The 23,308-nt window shown below is 62.1% G+C and carries 19 protein-coding genes; 13 read left to right on the top strand and 6 right to left on the bottom strand.

Annotated features, from left to right (window positions below):
- Nucleotides 1-24: 24 nt before the first annotated feature.
- Nucleotides 25-1,611 carry a hypothetical protein gene (locus I554_RS0117520; RefSeq protein WP_024577142.1) on the bottom strand — a complete coding sequence of 529 codons (1,587 nt, stop codon included), beginning with the start codon at nt 1,609-1,611 and terminating at the stop codon, nt 25-27.
- Nucleotides 1,612-1,620: 9 nt separating this feature from the next.
- Nucleotides 1,621-2,319: an isochorismatase family cysteine hydrolase gene (locus I554_RS0117515; RefSeq protein ID WP_024577143.1), complete on the bottom strand. Its 699-nt coding sequence runs from the start codon at nt 2,317-2,319 to the stop codon at nt 1,621-1,623.
- Between the two features lie 383 nt (nt 2,320-2,702).
- Here I554_RS0117515 and I554_RS0117510 point away from each other — a divergent pair, with 383 nt between their 5' ends.
- The 6 genes from I554_RS0117510 to I554_RS0117485 all read left to right on the top strand — a co-directional run bounded on the left by I554_RS0117510 (nt 2,703) and on the right by I554_RS0117485 (nt 9,492).
- Nucleotides 2,703-4,562 (top strand): feruloyl-CoA synthase, encoded by a 1,860-nt coding sequence (locus I554_RS0117510; protein ID WP_024577144.1) that lies wholly within the window; start codon nt 2,703-2,705, stop codon nt 4,560-4,562.
- A gap of 85 nt (nt 4,563-4,647) precedes the next feature.
- Complete coding sequence (locus I554_RS0117505) at nt 4,648-5,847, top strand: ABC transporter substrate-binding protein (RefSeq protein ID WP_024577145.1); 1,200 nt, start codon at nt 4,648-4,650, stop codon at nt 5,845-5,847.
- 220 nt (nt 5,848-6,067) lie between these two features.
- Complete coding sequence (locus I554_RS0117500; RefSeq protein ID WP_024577146.1) at nt 6,068-6,940, top strand: branched-chain amino acid ABC transporter permease; 873 nt, start codon at nt 6,068-6,070, stop codon at nt 6,938-6,940.
- Nucleotides 6,941-6,945: 5 nt separating this feature from the next.
- Nucleotides 6,946-8,025, top strand: coding sequence for a branched-chain amino acid ABC transporter permease (locus tag I554_RS0117495; protein ID WP_024577147.1), 1,080 nt, complete (start codon nt 6,946-6,948; stop codon nt 8,023-8,025).
- Entirely contained in the window at nt 8,018-8,785 is a 768-nt protein-coding gene (locus I554_RS0117490) for an ABC transporter ATP-binding protein (protein WP_024577148.1), read from the top strand. The genes I554_RS0117495 and I554_RS0117490 overlap by 8 nt, the downstream gene beginning before the upstream one ends.
- On the top strand, nt 8,782-9,492 hold the full coding sequence (locus tag I554_RS0117485) for an ABC transporter ATP-binding protein (protein ID WP_024577149.1): 711 nt from the start codon (nt 8,782-8,784) through the stop codon (nt 9,490-9,492). Before I554_RS0117490 ends, I554_RS0117485 begins: the two co-directional genes overlap by 4 nt.
- Before the next feature lie 273 nt (nt 9,493-9,765).
- Here the strand turns inward: I554_RS0117485 and I554_RS0117480 are convergent, their stop codons facing one another.
- Together I554_RS0117480 and I554_RS0117475 are read right to left on the bottom strand one after the other, a co-directional pair.
- A complete protein-coding gene (locus I554_RS0117480) occupies nt 9,766-10,191 on the bottom strand; it encodes a hypothetical protein (protein WP_244432777.1) in 426 nt (141 codons plus the stop codon).
- A 98-nt stretch (nt 10,192-10,289) separates the two neighbouring features.
- Nucleotides 10,290-11,195: a helix-turn-helix transcriptional regulator gene (locus I554_RS0117475; protein WP_024577151.1), complete on the bottom strand. Its 906-nt coding sequence runs from the start codon at nt 11,193-11,195 to the stop codon at nt 10,290-10,292.
- A gap of 159 nt (nt 11,196-11,354) precedes the next feature.
- Between I554_RS0117475 and I554_RS0117470 the strand changes: the two genes are divergently transcribed.
- The 6 genes from I554_RS0117470 to I554_RS0117445 all read left to right on the top strand — a co-directional run bounded on the left by I554_RS0117470 (nt 11,355) and on the right by I554_RS0117445 (nt 19,756).
- Nucleotides 11,355-12,905 carry a benzoate-CoA ligase family protein gene (locus I554_RS0117470; RefSeq protein ID WP_024577152.1) on the top strand — a complete coding sequence of 517 codons (1,551 nt, stop codon included), beginning with the start codon at nt 11,355-11,357 and terminating at the stop codon, nt 12,903-12,905.
- Between the two features lie 111 nt (nt 12,906-13,016).
- Nucleotides 13,017-13,838 (top strand): alpha/beta hydrolase, encoded by an 822-nt coding sequence (locus I554_RS0117465; RefSeq protein ID WP_024577153.1) that lies wholly within the window; start codon nt 13,017-13,019, stop codon nt 13,836-13,838.
- 104 nt (nt 13,839-13,942) lie between these two features.
- The gene (gene boxC, locus I554_RS0117460; protein ID WP_024577154.1) at nt 13,943-15,631 is read left to right on the top strand and encodes a 2,3-epoxybenzoyl-CoA dihydrolase; all 1,689 of its coding nucleotides are present in this window, start codon (nt 13,943-13,945) and stop codon (nt 15,629-15,631) included.
- A gap of 118 nt (nt 15,632-15,749) precedes the next feature.
- Nucleotides 15,750-17,195, top strand: a complete 1,446-nt coding sequence (boxB, locus tag I554_RS0117455) for a benzoyl-CoA 2,3-epoxidase subunit BoxB (RefSeq protein ID WP_024577155.1) — start codon at nt 15,750-15,752, stop codon at nt 17,193-17,195.
- Between the two features lie 12 nt (nt 17,196-17,207).
- Nucleotides 17,208-18,413 (top strand): benzoyl-CoA 2,3-epoxidase subunit BoxA, encoded by a 1,206-nt coding sequence (boxA, locus tag I554_RS0117450; RefSeq protein ID WP_024577156.1) that lies wholly within the window; start codon nt 17,208-17,210, stop codon nt 18,411-18,413.
- 233 nt (nt 18,414-18,646) lie between these two features.
- Entirely contained in the window at nt 18,647-19,756 is a 1,110-nt protein-coding gene (locus I554_RS0117445) for a glycosyltransferase family 4 protein (RefSeq protein ID WP_024577157.1), read from the top strand.
- On the opposite strand, the gene I554_RS0117440 is transcribed toward I554_RS0117445, so the two are convergent.
- On the bottom strand, nt 19,753-20,559 hold the full coding sequence (locus tag I554_RS0117440) for an SDR family NAD(P)-dependent oxidoreductase (RefSeq protein ID WP_024577158.1): 807 nt from the start codon (nt 20,557-20,559) through the stop codon (nt 19,753-19,755). The two genes, I554_RS0117445 and I554_RS0117440, sit on opposite strands and share 4 nt — an antisense overlap.
- Nucleotides 20,560-20,649: 90 nt before the next feature.
- Nucleotides 20,650-21,708, bottom strand: coding sequence for a polysaccharide deacetylase family protein (locus I554_RS0117435; RefSeq protein WP_024577159.1), 1,059 nt, complete (start codon nt 21,706-21,708; stop codon nt 20,650-20,652).
- A gap of 205 nt (nt 21,709-21,913) precedes the next feature.
- Between I554_RS0117435 and I554_RS0117430 the strand changes: the two genes are divergently transcribed.
- Nucleotides 21,914-23,308: an OmpA family protein gene (locus tag I554_RS0117430; RefSeq protein WP_024577160.1), complete on the top strand. Its 1,395-nt coding sequence runs from the start codon at nt 21,914-21,916 to the stop codon at nt 23,306-23,308.

The following is a 23,308-nucleotide window of genomic DNA, read 5'->3' as shown; positions in this document are numbered from 1 at the left end:
TTCCTATCATTTTGTTGATTGATCTTATTCCGCAGGCACGACGGCAGGTTTCGGCATCGCTGCCATCGCTGCGCCGGATCTGGCGTAAGCGAAGAAACCAGCCGCGACCAGAGCGTAGGCCAGCGCCACGCCGGGTGTCACGGCGATGCCGACGGCGGGGCCATGCATGAAGCCGAAGAATGTCAGCACGGCACCGGCGGCGGCAAATGCGGAGGCTTTGACGAAATCGCGTTCGATCACGAACACCGCCATCGCCGCCAGCACCAGCCCTGAGAGGATCGAGCCTTCGCCGAGGATTTCGAGGCCGTGATAGAGCACGCCGGTCGCGCCGAGCTTGTCGATGCCGACGGCTGCGGCGCTGGTGCCCGCTGCTGTGAGCGCGCCGTCCACGAGGGTCTTGCCCCATGCGGCCAGATGCGGCGTCAGCGCGAGCACAATGGCCGGTGCATGGTTGGCGGGCGTCGCCTGGAACGCCTGCGCGCCGACCAGCATGCCGATGTAAAGCAGGATCGGCAGGATCGCGACGACAGGCACCAGATTGAGCAGCAGCGAGATCACGCCCAGCCACGCCAGCACAATCACCATTGCACCGGTCGCGGCGGAATAGCCGATGCGCCCGCCCATCGCCTTCCAGCCGGGATGGCCGATGTACACCGCGTTGATGAAGGGATTACCCATCAACGCGCCGATCAGACTGACAACGCCATCAGCGGTCAGCACACGTGTCGTGGGGTAGTGATCGCCGGCGGCTTCCGCGCTTTCCACATTGTCCATCGCCTCGACGAGGTCATAGACGCCGAACGGAATCGCGGTGACGAGAATGATGCCGATGAATTCAAATCCGGAGAACACGTGGCCGATGGCGGGGATCGGCAGCGAGAAGCCGACATTGCTGAATGCCGCACCCAGCTTGGCCAAGCTCATGCCGCCGATGTTGAGGCCGAAGAGGTTCGAGCCCCATGCGATTACGGTGCCGACGAAGATGGCGACAAGGCCCGCCGGAATATTCTTCGGATATTTCACGCCGCCGAACCAGCTTGCGAGGATTACGGCGAAACATGTGAGGCCGATCACGGGCGTCATGAACATCTCGAACGCGGGGCGCATCGAGATGAACGCGACTGATACGCCCGCCAGCGTGCCGAGCAGCGCCGCGCGCGGGGTGATGCGCTGAATCCAGGGGGCGATGAAGCCGCCGAGCATCAGGATGAAACTCTGGATGAACACCCAGGTCAGCCCGGCTTCCCACGCCTTGATCGGATCACCTGTCTTGAGAAGGATCGGCAGCATGATCACGAAGGTGACGATGAACATGTGCGGAACGCTGACGCCGGAGGGCAGCGCGCAGACGTCGCTGCGGCCGGTTTTCTGCGCGAGACGATAGGCCAGCCATGCGTAGTACATGGTGGAGAGAAACATCATCAGCCCGAGCGCGGGCAGGATGCGGCCGAACACCAGCGAATCCGGCATCTTCAGCACGAAGCGTAGCAGCGCCGTCAGCGTCAGCATGTTGACAAGGATGTTGGTGCCAAAGCCGAAGAAGGCGTTCCAGTCGCCGGGCGCCCACAGGATCGGTTTGCCGGAAGTCACAGCCGTGTCTGATGTGCTCATCGCGCGCCCCTATGCAATCATTTTCGATGGTTCGGAATTCAGTGCCGCTAAAACCTCTGACGATGAACTGACCCAGCCGAAGATGCCGCCCTGTGCCTTGATCATGCGCAGGCCCATCTCGTGAAATTCTGGGAAGTACGATGCGCAGCAATCGGCCAGCACGACGCAGCGGTAACCGCGGTCGTTGGCTTCGCGCACCGTGGTGTTGACGCAGACCTCAGTGGTGACACCGCACACCAGCAGTGTTTCGATGCCGCGCTGTTTCAGAGTATCGCCGAGGTCGGTTGCGTAGAACGCGCCCTTGCCAGGCTTGTCGATGACAATCTCGCCTTTGACGGGATAAAGAGCCTCCACAATGTCGTGCCCGGCTTCGCCGCGAATGAGAATGCGGCCCATCGGACCGGGATCGCCGATGCGCAATGAAGGCGCGCCGCGCTCGATCTTGGCGGGTGGCGCGTCGGAGAGGTCGGGCGAATGACCTTCGCGTGTGTGGATGACAAGCAGTCCGGCTTCCCGAAACGCGTCGAGCACGAGGCCGCACGGTTTCACGGCGCTCGCAAGCTGCGAGACATCGTTGCCGAGGGTTTCGCCAAAACCGCCGGGTTCGAGGAAATCGCGCTGCATGTCGATGATGACGAGTGCGGTCTTCGCCCAGGTCACATCGACCGGCGTCGGCTCGGCTGCGAGCAAATTTTTCGTCGGTGGCATCAGCGTCGCCTTCGTTAATCCCGTTAACGAAGCAAGCGGTGTGCCATTGTGTACAAAGCGTGCAGCGACCGTACGGATGCCCGATTGTCGATCCAAAACAACAGGTTGATGTCAGCCAGAGGGACTCTCCGGGCTGGGAAAATCCTGCGCTGCTTTGGTCCTAAGACTAAATTTTAGGCGGCATGCTGCCGCAGCCGCTAAGGCCGGGCGGCAATTGACACGTTCCAAACTATCTGCATTATATTGCATTAATCGCCGAAGAGCGGCATCAGAACTGCATTATTATTCTAAAACATGCAGTCGCGGAGGGGAAGGAAGCCAATGCCTGCGTTCGCAGTACCTGCGGCGGAAGAAATGTTGGCTGGCGCGCTCCGGGCGCTGCCATGACAGCGGTCGTCGCCCAACGCCAGGCCAGTGCGCAGGCGCTGTTCGCTGATCCGAATATTGTCGCCGAGCGCAAAGCCGATGGCAGCATCTGGCTGAAATCGGCGGCGCCGTTGCAGCCGTTCGCGCGCTGTGTCGGCGACTGGCTGGAGCAGTGGGCGCGCGACACGCCGGATACAGTTTTTCTTGCAGAGCGCGGCAGCGCCGACGCGGCGTGGACCAAGCTGACCTACCGCGAAACGCTGCGGCGGGTGCGCGCGGCGGGCACCTGGATTCTGGCGCAGGGCATGAACGTGGAACGGCCGCTTGCGATCCTGTCCGACAACTCGATCGACCATGCCGTTTTCATGCTCGCGGCCATGCATGTCGGTGTGCCAGCGGCATCGGTGTCGCCGGCCTATTCGCTGGTGTCGAAGGATTTCGACAAGCTGAAAAGCATGATTGCGCTGCTCGATCCCGGCGCGGTCTATGTCTCCAGCGCGAAAATATTTGCGCCCGCGCTGAGTGCCATCGCACCGCTGCATACGGCGGTCGTCGTTGCCGGCGATCCTGAGGGATTTGACGGGGCGATTGCATTCTCGTCTCTGACAGCCGCAGCAGAAACGCCGGAGGTCGCGCGTGTCTTCGCTGCCGTTGGCCACGACACCATTGCAAAGTTTCTGTTCACTTCCGGTTCGACCGGAACGCCAAAGGCCGTCATCAATACCCAGCGCATGCTGACCTCAAATCAGGCAGCAAAGGCTCAAACCTGGCCGTTTCTCACCCGACCCGGCCTCACCACGCTCGACTGGCTGCCGTGGAGCCATACCTTCGGCGCCAATCACAACTTCAACTGCGTGCTGCGCAACGGCGGCACGCTGTACATCGACAGCGGCAAGCCGGCCCCGGGCCTGTTTGCGTTGTCGCTCGCCAATTTGCGCGATGTGATCCCGACCGTGTATTTCAATGTACCGCGTGGTTACGACATGCTGATCTCTGCGCTGCGCGAAGACGACGACCTGCGTCGCCGGTTCTTTTCGGAAGTGAAACTCCTGTTCTATGCCGCGGCGGCGTTGCCGCAAAACCTCTGGGAGGCACTGGAAGCGCTGTCGATCGCAACCGTTGGCCATGCGGTGCCAATAGTGTCCGCCTGGGGTTCGACCGAAACCGCACCGCTTGCCACGGACTGTCATTTTCAGGCGCAACGCTCTGGCAATATCGGCGTGCCGATCCCGGGCACGGAAATCAAGCTTGTGCCGACCGGCGACAAGCTGGAGGCGCGCGTGCGCGGCCCCAACGTGACGCCCGGGTACTGGAAAGCACCGGAGCAAACCGCGAAGGCGTTCGATGCCGACGGTTTTTACATGATGGGCGACGCGATGACGTTCGCCGACAGTGCGCGTCCGGAGCTTGGCTTGTTTTTCGATGGCCGTGTCGCGGAGGACTTCAAGCTCACCTCTGGCACCTGGGTCAGCGTTGGTGCGCTGCGCATTGCGGGCATCGCCGCGCTGGCGCCGCTGGCGCAGGACATCGTGGTCACCGGTCATGACAGGCATGAGGTTCGCTTCCTGGTGTTTCCGAACATCCCGGCCTGCCGTGCACTGACGAAACTGCCGGACGCTGATGTTGCCGAAGTGCTGCGTTCGCCTGCCGTGCGCGAGGCGGTGGCACAGGGGCTCGCACGCCTGAAGGCGAACGGCGGCGGTTCGTCAAGTTTTGCCACGCGCGCGTTGCTGCTGGCGGATTTGCCGTCAGTCGACGGCGGCGAAATCACCGACAAGGGCTACATCAATCAGCGCGCGGTGTTGTCGCGCCGCGCCGCGGATCTCAAACGGCTCGACGACGATGGATGCGGCGACTGGATCGGATGCCCGGCCTGATGGGCGCAAGGCCGATCTTGAAACCGGCGGGTCATGCGTGCTGCAATCGGATTCAACCATAAAAACGAATGAGAGGGAGACGCCTATGTCAAAGATCATGAAGGTAAGCCGCAGGGCACTGTTATCCGGTGCTGCGGGAGCCGCAACGCTTGCCGTGACGCCGCGCCTGTTCAGTCCCGCGATTGCGCAGAATGCACCGCTGAAGGTCGGCCTGATGCTGCCCTATACCGGTACCTTCGCGAAGCTCGGCCAGTTCATCGACAATGGTTTTGAGCTTTACTATCAGCAGAAAGGCCTCAAGCTCGGCGGCCGCGAAGTGCAGTTCATCAAGGTGGACGACGAATCCAAGCCCGAGGCGGCGACCGACAACATGAACCGCCTGGTCGGGCGCGAGAAGGTCGATGTCGTGGTCGGCACGGTGCATTCCGGTGTTGCCATGGCGATGGTGAAGGTGGCCCGCGATACCAAAACCATGCTCATCATTCCGAACGCCGGCGCCAACGACGCCACCGGCGCATTGTGCTCGCCGAACGTATTCCGCACCTCGTTCTCGAACTGGCAGACGACCTATCCCGCCGGCAAGGTGCTGGTCGACGCAGGCATCAAGAACGTCGTCACCATCACCTGGCGCTACACCGCCGGCGCGGAAATGATCAGTGCGTTCTCGGAGAACTTCACCAAATCCGGCGGCAAGATCGTCGAGGATCTGACACTGCCGTTCCCTGAGGTGGAATTCCAGGCACTCATCACGCGCATCGCGACCCTGAAGCCGGATGCGGTGTTCTCGTTCTTCGCCGGCGGCGGCGCGGTGAAGTTCGTCAAGGACTACGCGGCGGCGGGTCTCAACAAGACCATTCCGCTTTACGGTGCGGGCTTCCTCACCGACGGCACTATTCAGGCGCAGGGCGAAGCGGCCAACGGCATTAAGACCACGCTGCATTACGCGGACAATCTCGATAATCCGGCGAACCTCGCGTTCCTGAAAGCGTTCAAGGCCAAAACGGGTCTCGATGGCGACATCTATGCCGTGCAGGGCTACGACGCGGCGGCGCTGTTCGATATCGGTCTTAACGCCGTCGGCGGCGATGCCAAGGCGCAGGACAAGATGATCGCAGCGATGGGTGCGGCGAAGATCGATTCACCGCGCGGGCCGCTGTCTTTCAACAAGGCGCACAACCCGATCCAGAACATCTATCTGCGTGAGGTGCGCAACGGCCGCAACGAACTGGTGTCGATCGCGCAGGCCGCCGTCGACGATCCGGCCCGCGGTTGCAAGATGGCGTGAGGTGCGAGCGGATCGGCGCACATAAAAGAGCCACCGGGCTCCTCTCCCGATGTCGTCCCCGCGAAGGCGGGGACCCATAACCACTATGTTTGATATTTCGCACAGAATCTGCGTCAGCATGTTTGCGGGAGGCTCGGATTCAGGGAGTATGGGTCCCCGCCTTCGCGGGGACGACATCGTGTGTGTAGTTCATGCCGCTTTTTCTGACGGGACACATTAAATGGACCTCGTAACCCTCGGCGTTCAACTTCTGAATGCCATTCAGTACGGGATGGTCCTGTTTCTGGTCGCCAGCGGGCTGACGCTGGTGTTCGGCATTCTCGGCGTCATCAATCTCGCCCACGGCGCGTTCTACATGCTGGGCGCCTATCTCGCCTACTGGATCGCGGCCTATACCGGCAGCTTCTGGGTCGCTCTTGTTGCCGGTGTCGCCATCGCCTTCGTCGTGGGGCTGTTGCTCGAGAACGTTTTCATCCGCAGGCTTTACGGCCGCGATCATTTGGCCCAGGTGCTGCTCTCGTTCGGTCTGATTCTTGTCATCGACGAAATCAGGCAACTGCTGTTTGGCAAGGACGTGCATTCGGTGCTGCCGCCGGAAGGGCTGCGCGGCGCGATCCAGCTCACCGATAACCTGTCATACCCGGTTTATCGTCTCGCGATCTGTGGCTTCTGTCTGGTTGCGGCCGCGATCATCTATCTTGTCATTACGCGCACCAAGATCGGCATGATCGTGCGGGCGGGCGCTGAGAACCGTGAGATGACGCGCACCCTTGGGATCAACTTCGACGCTGTGAATCGCTACGTCTTCGCGGTAGGCATCGCGCTGGCGGCACTCGGCGGCATCGTCGTCGCCCCGGTTTCGACCGTCTATCCCGGCATGGGCGACAGCATGCTTATCCTCTCGTTCGTTGTCGTCGTGCTCGGCGGCATCGGCTCGATTGGGGGCGCTGCGATTGGCGCGCTCCTGATCGGTCTCACCGATACGTTCGGAAAAGTGTTCTTCCCGAGCGTCTCGAGCGTGCTGATCTATGTGCTGATGGCGGCGGTGTTGCTGTGGCGCCCGAACGGCATTCTCGGCCGGCGGGAGGTATGATCCGCATGGACGAGAAAGTGCGACGCAATCCGCGTGTGTTGCTGTTGCCGGGTGCGCTGCTCGCGCTGGCGATTGCGCTACCGTTCGTCGCGCCAACCTATTATGTGCAGTTCATCAGCAAGGCGCTGATCATGGGCATCCTGGCGATGTCGCTCAATCTCGTGGTCGGCTACGGAGGTCTTGTGAGCCTGTGCCACGCTGCGTTCTTCGGCATCGCAGGCTATGTGCTGGCGCTGGCCTCCCCGAAATACGATCCAGTCTCGCTGTGGTGGACGCTGCCGCTTGCGGTGGTAGCTTCCGCGGGTGCTGCCGCGGTAATCGGTTCGCTGGCGCTGCGCACGCGTGGCATCTACTTCATCATGGTGACGCTGGCATTCGGAGAAATGCTGTTCTTCCTGTTTCATGACAGCAAGTTCGCTGGCGGCTCTGACGGCGCGTTTATCTATAACAAGCCGTCGATGATGCTCGGCAACATCACCCTGCTCGATCTCGAAAAGCCGCTGACCTACTATTTCTTTATCCTCGCTGTTCTGGTGGCGGTGATCGCGCTCCTGACCATGATCGTGCGCTCGCCGTTCGGTCACGCGCTGGCGGCGGCCCGCGACAATGAGCGCCGCGCCCGTGCGCTCGGCTTTCCGGTGTTTCGTGTGCGGCTGACGGCATTCGTGATCTCGGGCGCGATTGCGGGCATCGCCGGATACTTCGCTGCGGCGCAGTTCGGCTTTGTCGCGCCGCAGATGCTGGGCTGGCATCTGTCGGCCACGGTGCTGGTGATGGTGCTGATCGGCGGTCAGCGTTCGGTGGCGGGTCCGCTGGCTGGCGCGCTGGTGCTGATCGGGCTTGAGGAAGCTCTCAAGGCGACCACCGAACACTGGAAGCTCGCCGAAGGACTGATCGTCATTCTGATCGTATTGGTGCTGCCGAACGGCGTGCGCGATCTGCTGAAAATGGTCCTTCCGACGCAGGAAACGTCTCCCGTCATTGCGAGGAGCGCAGCGACGAAGCAATCCAGTTCTTTGTCGGATGCTTCTGGATTGCTTCGCTCCGCTCGCAATGACGACGCGAAGGAGGCCGGTCATGGCTGACAACGGACATGTCGCGCTCCGCGCCGTTGGCCTGAAAAAGCATTTCGGCGGCCTCACCGCCGTGTCCGATGTCTCGCTTGATGTTCACACCGGTGAAATTCACGCCGTGATCGGACCGAACGGTGCGGGCAAATCGACGCTGATCAATCTGTTGTCCGGCGATCTGTCCGTCAGCGCTGGCGAGATCATGCTGGGTCAGGACGATATCACGCGCCTTGCGCCAGACCGCCGCGCCCGTGCGGGTCTGGGCCGTTCGTATCAGAAGACCACGATCTTCCAGCAGTTCAGTGCGCAGGAAAACGTTCGGCTGGCGGCGCAGGCGCATGCCGCATCACCGTTGAAGATGTTTGGCGACGTGTTCTCCGATGCGGACGTCAACCGTCGCACCCGCGAGGCGCTGGAGCAGGCGGGGCTTTCGGCGCGCGGGCAGATGACGGCGATGCATCTGAGCCACGGCGAACAGCGGCAGCTTGAAATCGCCATGGTGCTGGCGACGCAGCCGCGCATCATCCTGCTCGACGAGCCGCTCGCTGGAATGGGCCAATCGGAAGCGCGCAAGGTGGTCGATCTGATCGCATCGTTGAAGAGGGGGCGCGCCGTGCTGGTGGTCGAGCACGACATGGATGCGGTGTTCGAACTGGCGGATCGTCTCACGGTCATGGCCGACGGTCATGTCATCGCCAGCGGCTTGCCGCAGGATGTCCGCGTCGATCCGGCGGTGCGGCTCGCCTATCTCGGTGTTGAGGAGGACGCGGTATGAGCGCGTTACTCGATGTCCAGAAACTCGAAGCGTTTTATGGCGCGGGCCAGGTGCTGCACGGCACCGGGTTGTCGATTGCGCGCGGCGAACAGGTGGCGCTGCTCGGCCGCAACGGCATGGGCAAGACGACGCTGCTGCGTTCGCTGATGGGGCTCGTCGCCGACCGGCGCGGGCAGATCACGCTCAATGGCCGCGATATCATGCGGGCCGCGCCCGAGACAATCGCGCGCGCGGGTGTGGCGCTGGTGCCGGAAGGCCGCGGTGTGTTCGGCTCGCTGTCGGTGGTGGAGAATCTCGTGATGGCCGCGCGCCCCGGCGTCGACGGACGCAGGGTATGGACGCTGGAGAAGATCTACGAACTGTTCCCACGACTGCATGCGCGTCGCACCAATGGCGGCCATCAACTGTCCGGCGGCGAGCAGCAGATGCTGACCATCGGCCGTGCGCTGATGACAAATCCCGATCTGATCCTGATCGACGAAGCGACCGAAGGGCTCGCCCCGCTGGTGGCGAAAGACATCTGGAAGACGCTCGGCATCATTCGCAGTGAAGGCGTCGCGACCATTGTGGTCGACAAGGATTTCCGCGCGCTGTCGCGGATTGCCGACCGAATGGTGATGCTGTCGAAGGGGACGGTGGTGTTCGACGGCACGCCTGCCGAGCTGGCGGAGAAGCAGGATCTGCTGGAGCAGCATCTGGGGGTGTGAGGGTTCCTCACCTCTCCCCGTTTACGGGGAGAGGTCGGATTGCGTAGCAATCCGGGTGAGGGGCGTCTTCACTTTATTTCGTTGCGGAGGTCTGCCCCTCACCCCAACCCTCTCCCCGCAGGCGGGGAGAGGGAGCAGCGACAGCCCCTCTCTTGTCCTGGCCGGACTTTTTCCGGCCATCCCGATCACAGTGCCTTATGAATCAGGATCATCGGGATAGGCGAGCGAAAGCGACGCCGTTCTTCAAACGGCTATGCCCGGTGATGACATTGTCTATAGATCAACGACCACCAGCCCCGCATCACTCGCTTCAACAATGTTCCGCTCCAGCGGCTGCGGCCATTGCAGAACAAGTTCTCCGATCAGATCGCCGAGGCCATCTTCATCGAACGCATCATAAAAAACAGGTGCATGAGCGCGCGCAATGAACGCGTGCAGCAAATGCGCGGCGTCGTAATCATAGACAATGTCCGTCGGCACGATGCCCTCGCGCCGCATCAGAAATCGGCGGAAGCCCGTCAGCTTCGCGCGGCCATCCTCACACGCGGCAAAGGACAGTACCAATGCTTCGTGCGCGATGCGCGGACCGTCCTGCATGCGGTCGAGCATCGGCAGTGCGTTGGCATCAATCACGTCGGCAAGGGTGCGGAAGTCGCTCGACATATCGTCGATGTGCAGCGTGTTGCGGATCGCAACCATGTTCGCCGCGTCGAGTCCGCGGGCGCCGAGCAGATCCGCCAGTGTTTGTGCCGACGCCGTTGCGACGGTCACAGGTGATGCGAGGTCGAGAACGCCGCTCATTGCGTGGCGACGGCGCGCGGCGCGAAGGTCAGCGGTTCCTTGGCCAGCAGCGGCGCGACGGTGTCGGCGAGGCGTTTCGCGGCTTCCTCGACATCGAGCCCGGCGGTGTCGACCTGCGCCGAGGCGCGCGCATAGAGCGGCTCGCGGCTGAGCAGGATGGTGCGCAGCTCCTGCATCGCGGAACGGTCGTCTGCCATCGGCCGCAGGTCGCCCTGCTTGCGTACGCGCCCCATGTGCTCTTCCGGCTTGGCCTTCAGCCAGATCGTATAGAACGACGACAGCACCAGATCGAACGTGACCGGCTCGGAGACGATGCCACCGCCGGTCGCCAGCACGATCAGCTCCTTGCGCGCGAGCAATTGCGCCAGCGCCGCCTGCTCCATGCGGCGGAAGCCTTCCTGGCCGTAGAGCGCGATGATCTCGGCGACCGAAAGGCCGTTCTGCTTCTCGATCTCCTTGTTCAGCTCGACAAAGGTCCAGCCGATTTTCTTCGCCAGCATTTTGCCGAGCGTCGATTTACCCGCGCCGCGCAGGCCGATCAGTGCAATGCCGGCGAAGGTGTTGCCGCGCGATGCTCCGTTGCCCGACAGGGCCTCCTTGGCCTGCGCGATCTGCTGAGGTGTCGCGCTGCGCATCAGATCTCGGATCACCAGCCAGTCCGGCGTCGTATCTGCGGTCGGGATCAGGTCCTCGACATGCGCGCCCATCGCCGCGGAGACCCGGCGCAGCAGCACGATGGAGACGTTGCCCTTGCCGCTTTCGAGTTGCGCGATGTAGCGCTCGGAAATCCCCGACACCTTGGCGAGCGTCTTCCGCGACATGCCGCGCAGCGCGCGCATGGTGCGGACGCGCTGTCCAAGCTGCTCAAGGAATTGGCTTTCCGGCTCTACCTGCGGGGTCATCTCGGTTTCGACTCGTGGGCGTACCTGAAACATAATGCCGGAAAAGGTTGACATCAAGCTCAGGGGGTGACTTTATATGAATTATAATTCTAAAACTGATCCAAGGGAGAGCGTCGTGCGGGTGAAGGGTGGACTGGGCACCGGCCCAGCGTCGAAGTCATGAGCGATTCAGGCGGCGGATACAATGCCGTGGCCTACCTGCTCGACCGCAACGTCGACGCAGGGCGCGGGGCCAAGGTCGTGTTCAAGGACCCGGTGTCCGAGATCACCTATGGCCAGTTGCAGGCGCAGACGCGCCGGCTCGCGAATCTCCTGAAGCGGCTCGGTGTGCGGCGGGAAGAGCGCGTCGCGATGATGATGCTCGACACCATCGACTTCCCGATCGTGTTCCTGGGCGCGATCCGCGCGGGCATTGTGCCGGTGCCACTCAACACCCTGCTGACGTCCGAACAATATGCCTACGTGCTGGCGGATTGCCGCGCGCGCGTGCTGTTCATTTCGGAAGCGCTGCTGCCGGTGGTGAAGGATGTGCTCGGCCGCATGCCGGATTTGCAGCATGTCGTGGTGTCGGGTGCAAACGCGAACGGGCATCTGCTGCTCAAGGATGAACTCGCGAAGGAAAGCGATCAGTTCGAAACAGCCGCGACCCATCCGGATGAGCCTGCGTTCTGGCTCTATTCATCAGGCTCGACCGGCATGCCGAAAGGCGTGCGTCATCTGCACTCCAATCTCGAAGCGACGGCGGAGACCTACGCCAAGCAGGTGCTCGGCATCCGCGAGGACGATGTCGGTCTGTCGGCGGCCAAACTGTTCTTCGCCTACGGTCTCGGCAATGCGCTGACATTCCCGATGTCGGTGGGTGCGACCACGATCCTCAATCCCGAACGTCCGACGCCGCAGGTGATGTTCGAACTGATCCGCAAGCACGATCCCAGCATCTTCTTCGGCGTGCCGACGCTGTTCGCGGCCATGCTCAACGACGAAGCTTTCAAAAATGAGCCGCGCACCAAACGTCTGCGTGTGTGTACCTCGGCGGGCGAAGCGCTGCCCGAACTGGTGGGCCGGAGCTGGAAGGATCGCTTCGGTGTCGACATTCTCGATGGTGTGGGCTCCACCGAACTGCTGCACATCTTCCTGTCCAACGCGCCGGGCGACATCAAGTACGGCACCTCGGGCAAGCCGGTGCCGGGCTATGCGGTGCGTCTTGTGAATGATGCGGGCGCGGACGTTGCGGATGGCGAGGTCGGCGAACTGATCGTCAACGCGCCGTCGGCCGGCGAAGGCTACTGGAACCAGCGCAGCAAGAGCCGGCAGACGTTCGAGGGCGGCTGGACCCGAACCGGCGACAAATACACCCGCGACGCCGAGGGCCGGTACACCTACTGCGGCCGCTCCGACGACATGTTCAAGGTCTCCGGCATCTGGGTGTCGCCGTTCGAAGTGGAGAGCGCACTCATTACGCATCCGTCGGTGGCGGAGGCCGCCGTCGTGCCCGCGGAAGATTCCGAAGGTCTGCTGAAGCCGAAAGCGTTCGTTGTGCTGAAGCAGGGCGCGTCGGTCAGTGATCTCAACGGAGCACTGAAAGAGCACGTCAAGCAGAAGATCGGCCCGTGGAAATATCCGCGCTGGATCGAGGTGGTGGAGTCGTTGCCGAAAACCGCGACCGGAAAGATCCAGCGTTTCAAGCTGCGGGCCGGCGCGAAGCCCTAGCCCGTCATTGCGAGCGGAGCGAAGCAATCCACTCTCAAGAAAAGAAAACTGTGCTTCGTCGCAAGTGCTCCTCGCAATGACGAACTAAAGTGGAACGACGAGGAAAAACCAATGACCATCCTGCAACCCTCCGGCACACTCACCATCGGCGACGCGCAACTCGAGTATCGCATGATCGGGCCCATGCCCGACAAGGCGCCGACCATCGTGATGCTGCATGAAGGTCTCGGTTCCGTCGGGCTGTGGGGCGATTTCCCGGAGAAGCTGCAGGCCGCGACTGGCGCCGGTGTGTTCGTTTATTCACGCGCAGGTTACGGCAACTCGTCACCTGCGAAGTTGCCGCGGCCGCTGAACTTCATGGAGATCGAAGCGCTTGATGTGTTGCCGAAGGTGCTGGAAGCCATCGGCTTCCGGCGCGGGCTGCTGCTCGGCCATTCCGATGGCGCGTCGATCGCGACGATCTATGCCGGCGGCATTCAGGATCATCGCGTGCGCGGCGTGATCCTGATCGCGCCGCATTTCATGGTCGAGGAGTTCGGTCTGGTTTCGATCAAGAAGACCAAACAGAACTACGACACCGGCGACCTCAAGCCGAAGCTCGCGCGCTGGCACAAGGATGCCGACAACGCGTTCAACGGCTGGGCCGATGTCTGGCTCGATCCGAAATTCCGCGAATGGGACATTTCGGAATCGCTCGCCTATGTGCGCGTGCCGGTGGAGATCATCCAGGGCTCCGATGATCAGTATGGCACGCTGCGCCACATCGAGATTGCGCAGGCCGAGTGCTACTGCCCTGTGGACGTGACGATCATTCCCGGCGCGGGCCATTCGCCCCATCGCGAAACTCCTGAACCCACCCTCCGGACGGCGGCGGATTTCGCCAACCGGCTGCTGTCCCTGCATGGCGAGGGCGCCGTGGGCCGGGCTGCCTGACATGCAAAAAAGTGCATATTGAGGGCAATATAGAGCTGGACGTGTCACTTAACCTGCATTATTATGCATTATAATTCAGATTTCATCCGGATCGAGAGACAGCCATGGCCGCGGAAGACCGAAAACTCGCCAACAGCGCGACCTTCATCGATTTCCAGACCGAGCCGTCGAAGTACCGGCATTGGAAACTCGATGTGGCGGGCGATGTCGCCACCCTGACCATGGATGTCGACGAGAACGGCGGCCTGTTCGAGGGCTACCTGCTCAAGCTGAATTCCTACGACCTCGGCGTCGACATTGAACTCGCCGACGCCGTGCAGCGGCTGCGCTTCGAGCACCCGGAAGTGAAGGTGGTGCTGCTGCGCTCGGGCAAGAACCGCGTGTTCTGCGCCGGCGCCAACATCCGCATGCTCGCGGGCTCGACCCACGCGCACAAGGTGAACTTCTGCAAGTTCACCAACGAGACCCGTAACGGCATCGAAGATTCGTCGGAGAATTCCGGCCAGCGGTTCATCTGCGTCGTCAACGGCACCGCGGCCGGCGGCGGTTATGAACTCGCGCTTGCCGCCGACCACATCATCATGGCGGACGATGGTTCGGCTGCGGTGGCGCTTCCTGAAGTGCCGCTGCTGGCGGTGCTGCCGGGCACCGGCGGGCTCACCCGCGTTGTCGACAAGCGCAAGGTCCGGCGCGATCACGCCGACTTCTTCTGCACTATCGAGGAAGGCATCAAGGGCAAGCGCGCCGTGCAGTGGCGGCTGGTGGACGAAATCGTCTCCAACTCCAAGCTGGAAGCCAAGGTCGCGGAGCGCGCGAAGGAATTTGCCGACAAATCCAAACGCAACGGCGAAGGGCAGGGCATCGCGCTGACGCCGCTGAAGCGCAGCTTCACCGACGATGGCATCCGCTATGGTTTCGTCAGCGTCGATCTCAATCGCACGGGACGCATCGCCACCATCACCATCAAGGCTCCCGAAAACGATCCGCCCGTCGATGTCGCCGGCATGACCGCGCAGGGTGCGGATTTCTGGCCGCTTCAGGTGGCGCGTGAGCTGGACGACGCCATCCTGCATCTGCGCATCAATGAGCTTGAAACCGCGATGCTGGTGTTCAAGTCGGTCGGCGAACGCACGCGGGTGCTGGCCTATGACGCGTTCCTTGAAGCCAACAAGGCCAACTGGCTGGTCAACGAGATCCGTCATTACTGGAAGCGCGTGCTCAAGCGCATCGATGTCACCTCGCGCACGCTGGTGACGCTGGTCGAGCCCGGCTCTTGCTTCGTCGGCACGCTGGCGGAACTCGTGTTCGCATCCGACCGCTCCTACATGCTGATCGGCGAGAAGCAGGGCGACAATCGCGCGCCCGCGGAGATTGTTCTCTCGCCTGCGAACTTCGGTCCCTATCCGATGAGCCACGGCCTGACGCGGCTGGAATCGCGCTTCCAGGCCGATCCATCGGATGTCGAGACAGCGAAGGCGAAGATCGGCGAAGCGCTCGATGCCGAAACCGCCGAGGACCTGGGTCTCGTCACCTTCGCGCTCGACGACATCGACTGGGACGATGAAGTGCGCGTGTTCCTTGAAGAGCGCACGTCGTTCTCGCCTGACAGTCTTACCGGCATGGAAGCGAACCTGCGCTTCGTCGGGCCCGAGACCATGGAATCGAAAATCTTTTCGCGGCTCACTGCGTGGCAGAACTGGATCTTCCAGCGGCCGAATGCGGTGGGGGAAAACGGCGCACTGCAACGCTACGGCACCGGCGAGCGCGCGCAGTTCGACATGACGAGGGTTTGAGAAACTTAAATGCCGTCATTGCGAGCGAAGCGAAGCAATCCAGAGCCACATGAAGAAGCTGGATTGCTTTGTCGCTTCGCTCCTCGCAATGACGAAGCAACCTGACGGAGAGCACGCCATGAACATCATGAACGTCGACTACACCACCAAGATCCCGAACAACGTCAATCTCGCCGAGGATCGTCAGGTGCTGAAAGCGCTGGAAGGCTGGCATCCGGGCTATCTGGACTGGTGGAACGACATGGGCCCGGACGGTTTTCAGGAATCGCTGGTCTATCTGCGCACCGCCATCAGCGTCGACCCGAAGGGCTGGGCCAAGTTCGATTACGTCCGCATGCCGGAATATCGCTGGGGCGTCTTGCTGGCGCCCCAGGACGAGCAGCGCCTTGTGAATTTCGGCCAGCACAAGGGCGAGAAGGCCTGGCAGGAAGTGCCCGGCGAATATCGCGCGATGCTGCGCCGCCTTGTCGTGATTCAGGGCGACACCGAGCCGGCCTCGGTCGAACAGCAGCGCCATCTGGGTAAAACTGCGCCATCGCTTTACGACATGCGCAACCTGTTTCAGGTCAACGTGGAAGAAGGCCGCCATCTCTGGGCGATGGTCTATCTGTTGCAGAAGTATTTCGGCCGCGACGGCCGCGAGGAAGCCGACGATCTGCTGCGCCGCCGTTCCGGCGACGAGGACGCGCCGCGGATGCTCGGCGCGTTCAACGAAGCGACGCCGGACTGGCTGTCATTCTTTATGTTCACCTTCTTCACCGACCGCGATGGCAAGATGCAGCTTGAGAGCCTTGCGCAGTCCGGCTTCGATCCGCTGTCGCGCACCTGCCGCTTCATGCTGACGGAAGAAGCGCATCACATGTTCGTCGGCGAGACCGGCGTCAGCCGCGTGCTCCAGCGCACCTGTGATGCAATGAAGGCCGCTGGCATCGATGATCCGAACGAGATCGAGAAGGTCCGCGCGCTCGGCGTCATCGACCTGCCGACCATGCAGAAGAAGATGAATCTACACTATTCGCTGTCGCTCGATCTGTTCGGATCGGAGGTCTCGACCAACGCCGCGAACTTCTACAACGCTGGCCTCAAGGGCCGTTTCCAGGAAACCAAGATCGATGACGATCATCGTCTGACCAACGACATCTACAAGGTGCTCAAGATGGTAGATGGAAAGATCACGCTGGTGGACGAGCCCGCGCTCACCGCACTCAACATGCGGCTGCGCGACGACTACACCGAGGATTGCGCCAAGGGCGTCGAGCGCTGGAACAAGGTGATCGAGAAGGCCGGCGTGAATTTCCGTCTCGAATTGCCGCACACCGCGTTTCATCGCCAGATCGGCGAATTTGCCAATGTGCAGGCGACGCCGAAGGGCATCATTGTTTCCGATGCCGAGTGGGCGAAGGTGCGCGACGACTATCTGCCCTCGACGGCGGACGGCGATTTCATTTCCTCGCTGATGGAGCCGGTGTCCGAACCCGGCAAGTTCGCGAACTGGATTGCGCCTCCCAAGGTCGGTATCGACAACAAGCCCGGCGACTTCGAATATGTGAAGATCGCGGCGTAACGGACGAAGCCTATGAATGCGCCGACGCAGGAATTGCTGAAGCAACATCTCATCGATCCGGAAATCTGCATTCGCTGCAACACCTGCGAAGAGACATGTCCGGTCGATGCGGTGACGCATGACGGCAACAACTATGTCGTCGATGCGAGCATCTGCAATCACTGCATGGACTGCATCTCACCATGCCCCACCGGATCGATCGACAACTGGCGCGTGGTGACGCGGCCCTACTCCCTTGAGGAGCAATTCTCGTGGGAGGAATTGCCGAAGCAGGAAGAGGTCGCAGCAGCATCTAGCGAGGGCGGCACGGTCGAGGCACTTGAGGACGAGGTCTCAAGGCTTTTGGAAGAGGCCCGCAAGGGCCTCGGCGGCAAGCCGGTCGCGCCGCATTCCGCCAGCAAGCCGACGGTCAATCTCTACAACCGCGGCAAGCCGGCGACGGCGACGGTCACCGGAAATTTCCGTCTCACCGATGCCAACGCAGATTCCGACGTGCGTCACATCATTCTCGACTTCGGCGATCAGAAGTTTCCGGTGCTGGAGGGCCAGAGCATCGGCATCGTCGCGCCCGGCACCGATGAGAACGGCAAGCCGCATGTGGCACGGCTCTATTCGGTGGCAAGCCCCCGCGGCGGCGAGAAGCCCAACACCAACAATCTCGCGCTCACAGTGAAGCGCGAGGACAACGGCGTCTGCTCGAATTATCTGTGCGATCTGCCGCGCGGCGCGAAGCTGGAAGTCACCGGTCCGTTCGGCGCCACCTTCCTGATGCCGGACGATCCTGCCGCAAACATCATCATGATCTGCACTGGCACAGGCTCCGCGCCATTTCGCGGCTTTACCGAGCGCCGCCGCCGCGCGATGCCGGATGCGCCGGGACGGCTACTGCTGTTCTTCGGCGCGCGGCGTCCTGAGGAATTGCCGTATTTCGGCCCACTGCAGAAAGTGCCTGAAAAGCTGCTCGGGAAATATTTCTGCTACTCGCGTGTGCCGGATCAGCCCCGCGTGTATGTGCAGGATCGGATTCGCAGCGAGATGGCGCAGATCGCCGCGCTGCTGCGTGACGACAAGACCCATGTCTACATCTGCGGATTGAAAGGCATGGAGAGCGGCGTCGATGAAGCCTTCGCCGATGCCTGCCGCGCGGCGTCGATCGACTGGTTAGCGCTGAAACCGAAGATGCGCGAGAGCGGCCGCTACCACGTTGAGACGTACTAGCGCGTTCGCGGTTATCGCAAACAAACGCCCCCCAGATGCGCAGCGCTTTTTCCAAAAAGGCTGCCCTAGAATAGCCGTGTCCGCTGGCCACGTTCCGTTTTTTGGAATGCCCAGTCCCGGGGTTCCAGGGTTGTGATCGTGATCTGCGTCATCAAGGCGCGGAATGGTCGCTTGGCGGCACCGGGTCAATTTGTTGGCACGCCCGGCGCTCGGGCCGGGGATCGAAGCACATTATGGCGTCTGTACTTCAACTGATTTCGTCGCTGAGTATGGGCGGCTCCGAACGGTTGCTCACCAGTTTCGCCGCCAGTTGCGCAGAAAGCCCCGGCCTGCCGCAGGTCTTTGTCGTCATCAACGACAAGATCAATGCCTATCTGGCCGAAAGCCTCGCTGCGACGGGTCATCCGGTCTATTTCCTGAAGCGCCCGCCCGGTCAGCGCAACCCGCGCATCGTTCTGACGCTGCTCAACATCATGCGCCGGCACGATGTCCGGATGATTCATGCCCACGACACCGGGGCAAAGCATTTCGCCATGCTGAGTAAACTGTATCGGCCGATGAGCGTCGGCTACACTATTCACAATACCGGCCTCGTTCCGGCATGGGACGGCGTCAAGGTGCGGCTGCATCGGCGCTTCGTCGACTGGAACATCGCCATTTCCGCAGCGGTCGCGCGCGAATGCGAGGCGGCGCGGCTGCAACGAATCTTCAAGGTGCATAACGCGATCCCGCTGGCGTCGTTTTGCGCGCCGGTTCGCTTGCTCCAGCCCGATGCGCCGATCCGGCTGATCAACGTCGCCCGGCTTTATCCGCGTCAGAAGGGTCAGGACATTCTGATCGAGGCCATCGGCATTCTTCGGAAGCGCGGGCTCGACATCCATTGCGATTTTGTCGGCGATCCGCCTGAAGGCGATCGGGAGATGGTCCCGGCCTTGCAGCGCCTTGCCGCCGCGGAAGGCATATCGGATCGGATTCGCTTTCTCTGTGACCGCACCGACATCCCGGCTTTGCTCGGGGATGCCGATGTCTTCGTGCTGCCGTCACGTTTCGAAGGCTTCGGGCTGGTGCTGCTCGAAGCCATGGCGGCTGGCGTTCCGGTGGTCGCGGCCGATGTCGACGGGCCGGCGGAGCTTCTCGTCGATGGCTCGAACGGCATCAAGTTCAAGGCCTGCTCGGCAGAGGATCTTGCCGACAAGATTGCAGCGCTAGTGGCCAATCCCGAAGCTGCTGCGCGTATCGCGACGACCGCCCAGCACTTCGTGACCGAATTCGACATCGCCAATATGCGCGAACAGTATTTCGCCATCTACCGGCAGATGATGCAGATGACGAAGGCGGCCTAGCCTTCGCCCGATACCGGCAGGCTGAGATTCGCGTAGACGATGCCGCCGTCGACAGCGATCGAGTTGCCGATGACATAGTCCCCGGCCCGCGACGCGAGATAGATCGCGATACCCGCCATGTCCTCCGGACGGCCGATGCGCTTGGCCGGGATCGCCTTCGCAACCGAGTCTCCGTGATCGCGTGCCGCGATGTTCATGTCAGACTCGAACGCTCCGGGACAGATCGCCGTGACATTGATATTGTCCTTGATCAGCTTCGCGGCCATGCGGCGCGTCAGATGGATGACCGCCGCTTTGCTCGCCTGGTAGGAATAGGTTTCCATCGGATTGACCGACAGGCCGTCGATCGATGCGATGTTGATGACCTTGCCGGGCTTGTCCTTGGTCGCTGCGGCGCGCAGCGGCTTGGCCAGCGCCTTGGTGAGGAAGAACAGCGACTTGACGTTGAGGTTCATGACCTTGTCCCAGCCGGCTTCCGGGAATTCGTCGAAGTTTGCGCCCCAGGCCGCGCCTGCATTGTTCACAAGGATGTCGATCTTCGGTTCGCGCTTGATCAGTTCCTCGGCCAGCTTCTCGCATCCGGCAACGGTGGACATGTCGATCGGCAGCGCGATGCACTCGCCGTCATAGGCGGTGGTCAGTTCCTTGGCGGTTTCCTCGCAGGGACCGGCCTTGCGCGCGGTGATGTAGACTTTCGCGGCGCCTTGGGCGAGAAAGCCCGACGCGATCATCTTGCCGATGCCGCGCGAGCCGCCGGTGACGACCGCGATACGGCCCTTCAGTGAAAACAGATCCTTGAACATGGTGCCTCCTGTTGCTTTGGCGGCGATATAGCGCCAGCAACGAAGCCGAAGTCAAGGAATGGCGGAACTGCGAATTCTGTTTGAAACGCCCTACGCCGCGTCCACGCGGCGGAAGCCGTTCCACATCGCAGTTGCGGCGCCCGATGTCAGCACCGACAGGAAGCGCGTGGTCTGGTAGTTGCCGTTCAGCGAAATGCGGGGCAGCGCTGTGAGATGTTCGGCGTTCTCGGCGAAGATCATGCCGGGACGCGTGGTTACGGCCGTTGCGAAGCCGAGTTCTCTGGCGATTGCGAACTCGCGTGCGGCGGCGGCCGATTTGTCTCCATACGGATAGGCGAAGTGGCGCGCGGGCTTTTGCAGGTGGTCCTCGATCTGCATCCGGCTGTCGCGCATCTCGCGCAGTGCGCCTGCGTTGGTTTCGCGCGCCAGATTGCAGTGGCTGACGGTGTGCGCACCGATATTCACCAGCGGATCTGCGGAAAACGTCTTCAGTTCATCCCACGACATGCACAGTTCGCGTGCGATCGCGGCATCGTCAACGCCGTGCCGGGCGCACAATGCGCTGACTTCGCGATTCACCTCGGTGTCGTTTGAGAGTGTGCGCAACCAGTCGTGAATCTGATTGAACGCGTTCTGCTTGGCACCGGCGTCGTGTGCATCGAGCTGCAGCGTCGCGCCGTCGCGGACGATCTCGATGGTCTCGGCCTTGGCGACAACGCGCTCCAGCGCCTCCCACCACAGCCGGCCGGTGCCCTCTGCGAAGTCGCTGGCGACATAGACCGTGAACGGTGCGTCGTGCTCCCGCATCACGGGAAGCGCATGATCGCGGTTGTTGCGATAGCCGTCGTCGAACGTGAAACAGGCGAAGCGGCGCGCAAAGTTGCGCTGTTCCATCCGGCGATGCGCTTCATCCAGTGAGACGATATCGACATCGAGCGCGCGGACATGCGTCAGCACCTCGCGCAGGAAATCCGGGGTGATCTCGAGGTGCCGGTTGGGCTGGAACAGACTGTCGCCCGCCGGGCGGACGTGATGCAGCATGAAGATCGTGCCGACACCCGCCAGGATCGGCCGCAGCACGTGGTGCGCGCCTGTGAAGTACAGCGCGTCGAGGCCGGCGCGGATGACGTTGTGGCGAAGCTGCTTCATGGCGGCGGGCGTTGGCCGATCGTTCCAGGGATCCGGCTCGAGATTTGGCAGAAACCGTTGAACAAACGGTTATACCGGTGCCCGAAACACCCTCCGGCAGGTACGGCAGGGGCGTGCGGCGGTGGCCCCAGCTTGGCGTTCATTTCCCGTTTGACACCCTGCCAAGGGTTTGTTTTGTCTCCATTCCGTCAGGTGAAGGTCCGGGATGAGCCGAATATCCAGTTGGGCGCGAAAGTGGTGGCCGGGGTTGATTCCCTTGGTGTTCCTTTGGATCGGCGCGATCTGGACGAATACCTCGCCTCTCGAGACCGATATTGCTGCGCGCTCAACCGCCGCGCTCAAGGGCACCGTGCTCGACAAGACCCGTATTTCCGTGTCCGGCCGCGATGTTTCGCTGTCGGCGGAGGCTTTTTCGGAGGAGGGCCGGCGGAGCGCTGTCTCGCAGGTCGAAGCCGTCACCGGCGTCCGGCTGATTGACGACGATACCACCCTGATCCGCGAGGCCAGGCCGTTTGAATGGTCGATCGAGCGCGACGTGGTCAGGATCACCCTCGGCGGACATGCTCCGCTGCCTGCAAGCAAGGCGCGCCTGGCGGACGCCGCCCGGGCCGCGGCCGCGGGTACCGAAGTTTTGGATCAGATGATCCTGGCGCGGGGCGCCCCGCCGCGGTTCGACACGGCCGCGCTGTTGCTGATCGATCAGATCGGCAGGCTCAAGGACGGCAAGATCACGCTCAGCGACACCGCCGTCAGCCTGACCGGTATGGCGCGCGAGATCGGCAATCGCGAGGCGATCCTGGCGGCGCTGAAAAATCTGCCTGAAGGTTATTCGGTGAAAGAGAACGCCATCAAGGCGCCGCCTTATGTCTTCCGCGCCAACAAGGATCCGGTCGCCAACACCGTTACGCTCGAAGGTTATGTGCCTGACAACAACGTGCATGCCGCCATCGTCGCGGCGGTCGGCCGCAAGTTCTTTGCCGAGAAGCTGGTCGACAATCTGAAGGCGAGCGCCGGTGCGCCGCAGGGATTTCAGAACGCGGTCGTGGCCGCGCTCGGCGCGTTGTCACGGGTCTCGACCGGCTCGCTGATGCTCTCGGACCGGGAGGTCAAGCTGTCGGGCGATGCACTCTATGCAGTCGCGGCGGACCAGATTCGCGGTGGCATCGGCGGCGAGTTGCCGCAGGGCTGGAGCGTCAAGGCGGACGTCTCCGTCAAGCCGGTGGCCAGTGCGGTCGATCCGACCGTTTGCCAGCAGTTGTTTTTCGAGCTGCTCGGCAAGGCGAAGATCAGATTCGAGTCCGGCCGCGCCACCATCGACAAGGATTCGATGGGTCTGCTCGACAAGCTGATCGAAACCGCGTTGCGCTGTCCGACTGCCAACATCGAAGTGGCAGGTCACACCGATAGCGATGGCGACAACAACACCAATATGGCGCTGTCGGAAAGGCGCGCGCAGGCGGTGTCGGACTACCTGATCAAGGCTGGACTGCCGCCGGACCGGCTGAAGGCCGTGGGCTATGGCAGTTCGCAGCCGGTCGCCGCCAACGACACCGACGACGGCAAGGCCAAGAACCGGCGCATCGATTTCGTGGTGAAATGA

Origin of the sequence: Afipia sp. OHSU_II-C1 (assembly GCF_000497575.1) — a bacterium.
GTDB lineage: Bacteria > Pseudomonadota > Alphaproteobacteria > Rhizobiales > Xanthobacteraceae > Afipia.
This window is presented reverse-complemented; position numbering and strand designations above follow the sequence as displayed.

What these genes read in the sequence shown, in the direction of transcription:
- I554_RS0117475 (WP_024577151.1), bottom strand. Translation starts at nt 11,195, where the DNA reads ATGACCCCGCAGGTAGAGCCGGAAAGCCAATTCCTTGAGCAGCTTGGA.
- I554_RS0117515 (WP_024577143.1), bottom strand. Translation starts at nt 2,319, where the DNA reads ATGCCACCGACGAAAAATTTGCTCGCAGCCGAGCCGACGCCGGTCGAT.
- I554_RS0117440 (WP_024577158.1), bottom strand. Translation starts at nt 20,559, where the DNA reads ATGTTCAAGGATCTGTTTTCACTGAAGGGCCGTATCGCGGTCGTCACC.
- I554_RS0117485 (WP_024577149.1), top strand. Translation starts at nt 8,782, where the DNA reads ATGAGCGCGTTACTCGATGTCCAGAAACTCGAAGCGTTTTATGGCGCG.
- I554_RS0117445 (WP_024577157.1), top strand. Translation starts at nt 18,647, where the DNA reads ATGGCGTCTGTACTTCAACTGATTTCGTCGCTGAGTATGGGCGGCTCC.
- I554_RS0117490 (WP_024577148.1), top strand. Translation starts at nt 8,018, where the DNA reads ATGGCTGACAACGGACATGTCGCGCTCCGCGCCGTTGGCCTGAAAAAG.
- I554_RS0117480 (WP_244432777.1), bottom strand. Translation starts at nt 10,191, where the DNA reads ATGGTTGCGATCCGCAACACGCTGCACATCGACGATATGTCGAGCGAC.
- boxB (WP_024577155.1), top strand. Translation starts at nt 15,750, where the DNA reads ATGAACATCATGAACGTCGACTACACCACCAAGATCCCGAACAACGTC.
- I554_RS0117435 (WP_024577159.1), bottom strand. Translation starts at nt 21,708, where the DNA reads ATGAAGCAGCTTCGCCACAACGTCATCCGCGCCGGCCTCGACGCGCTG.
- boxA (WP_024577156.1), top strand. Translation starts at nt 17,208, where the DNA reads ATGAATGCGCCGACGCAGGAATTGCTGAAGCAACATCTCATCGATCCG.
- I554_RS0117430 (WP_024577160.1), top strand. Translation starts at nt 21,914, where the DNA reads ATGAGCCGAATATCCAGTTGGGCGCGAAAGTGGTGGCCGGGGTTGATT.
- boxC (WP_024577154.1), top strand. Translation starts at nt 13,943, where the DNA reads ATGGCCGCGGAAGACCGAAAACTCGCCAACAGCGCGACCTTCATCGAT.
- I554_RS0117465 (WP_024577153.1), top strand. Translation starts at nt 13,017, where the DNA reads ATGACCATCCTGCAACCCTCCGGCACACTCACCATCGGCGACGCGCAA.
- I554_RS0117495 (WP_024577147.1), top strand. Translation starts at nt 6,946, where the DNA reads ATGGACGAGAAAGTGCGACGCAATCCGCGTGTGTTGCTGTTGCCGGGT.
- I554_RS0117510 (WP_024577144.1), top strand. Translation starts at nt 2,703, where the DNA reads ATGACAGCGGTCGTCGCCCAACGCCAGGCCAGTGCGCAGGCGCTGTTC.
- I554_RS0117505 (WP_024577145.1), top strand. Translation starts at nt 4,648, where the DNA reads ATGTCAAAGATCATGAAGGTAAGCCGCAGGGCACTGTTATCCGGTGCT.
- I554_RS0117520 (WP_024577142.1), bottom strand. Translation starts at nt 1,611, where the DNA reads ATGAGCACATCAGACACGGCTGTGACTTCCGGCAAACCGATCCTGTGG.
- I554_RS0117500 (WP_024577146.1), top strand. Translation starts at nt 6,068, where the DNA reads ATGGACCTCGTAACCCTCGGCGTTCAACTTCTGAATGCCATTCAGTAC.
- I554_RS0117470 (WP_024577152.1), top strand. Translation starts at nt 11,355, where the DNA reads ATGAGCGATTCAGGCGGCGGATACAATGCCGTGGCCTACCTGCTCGAC.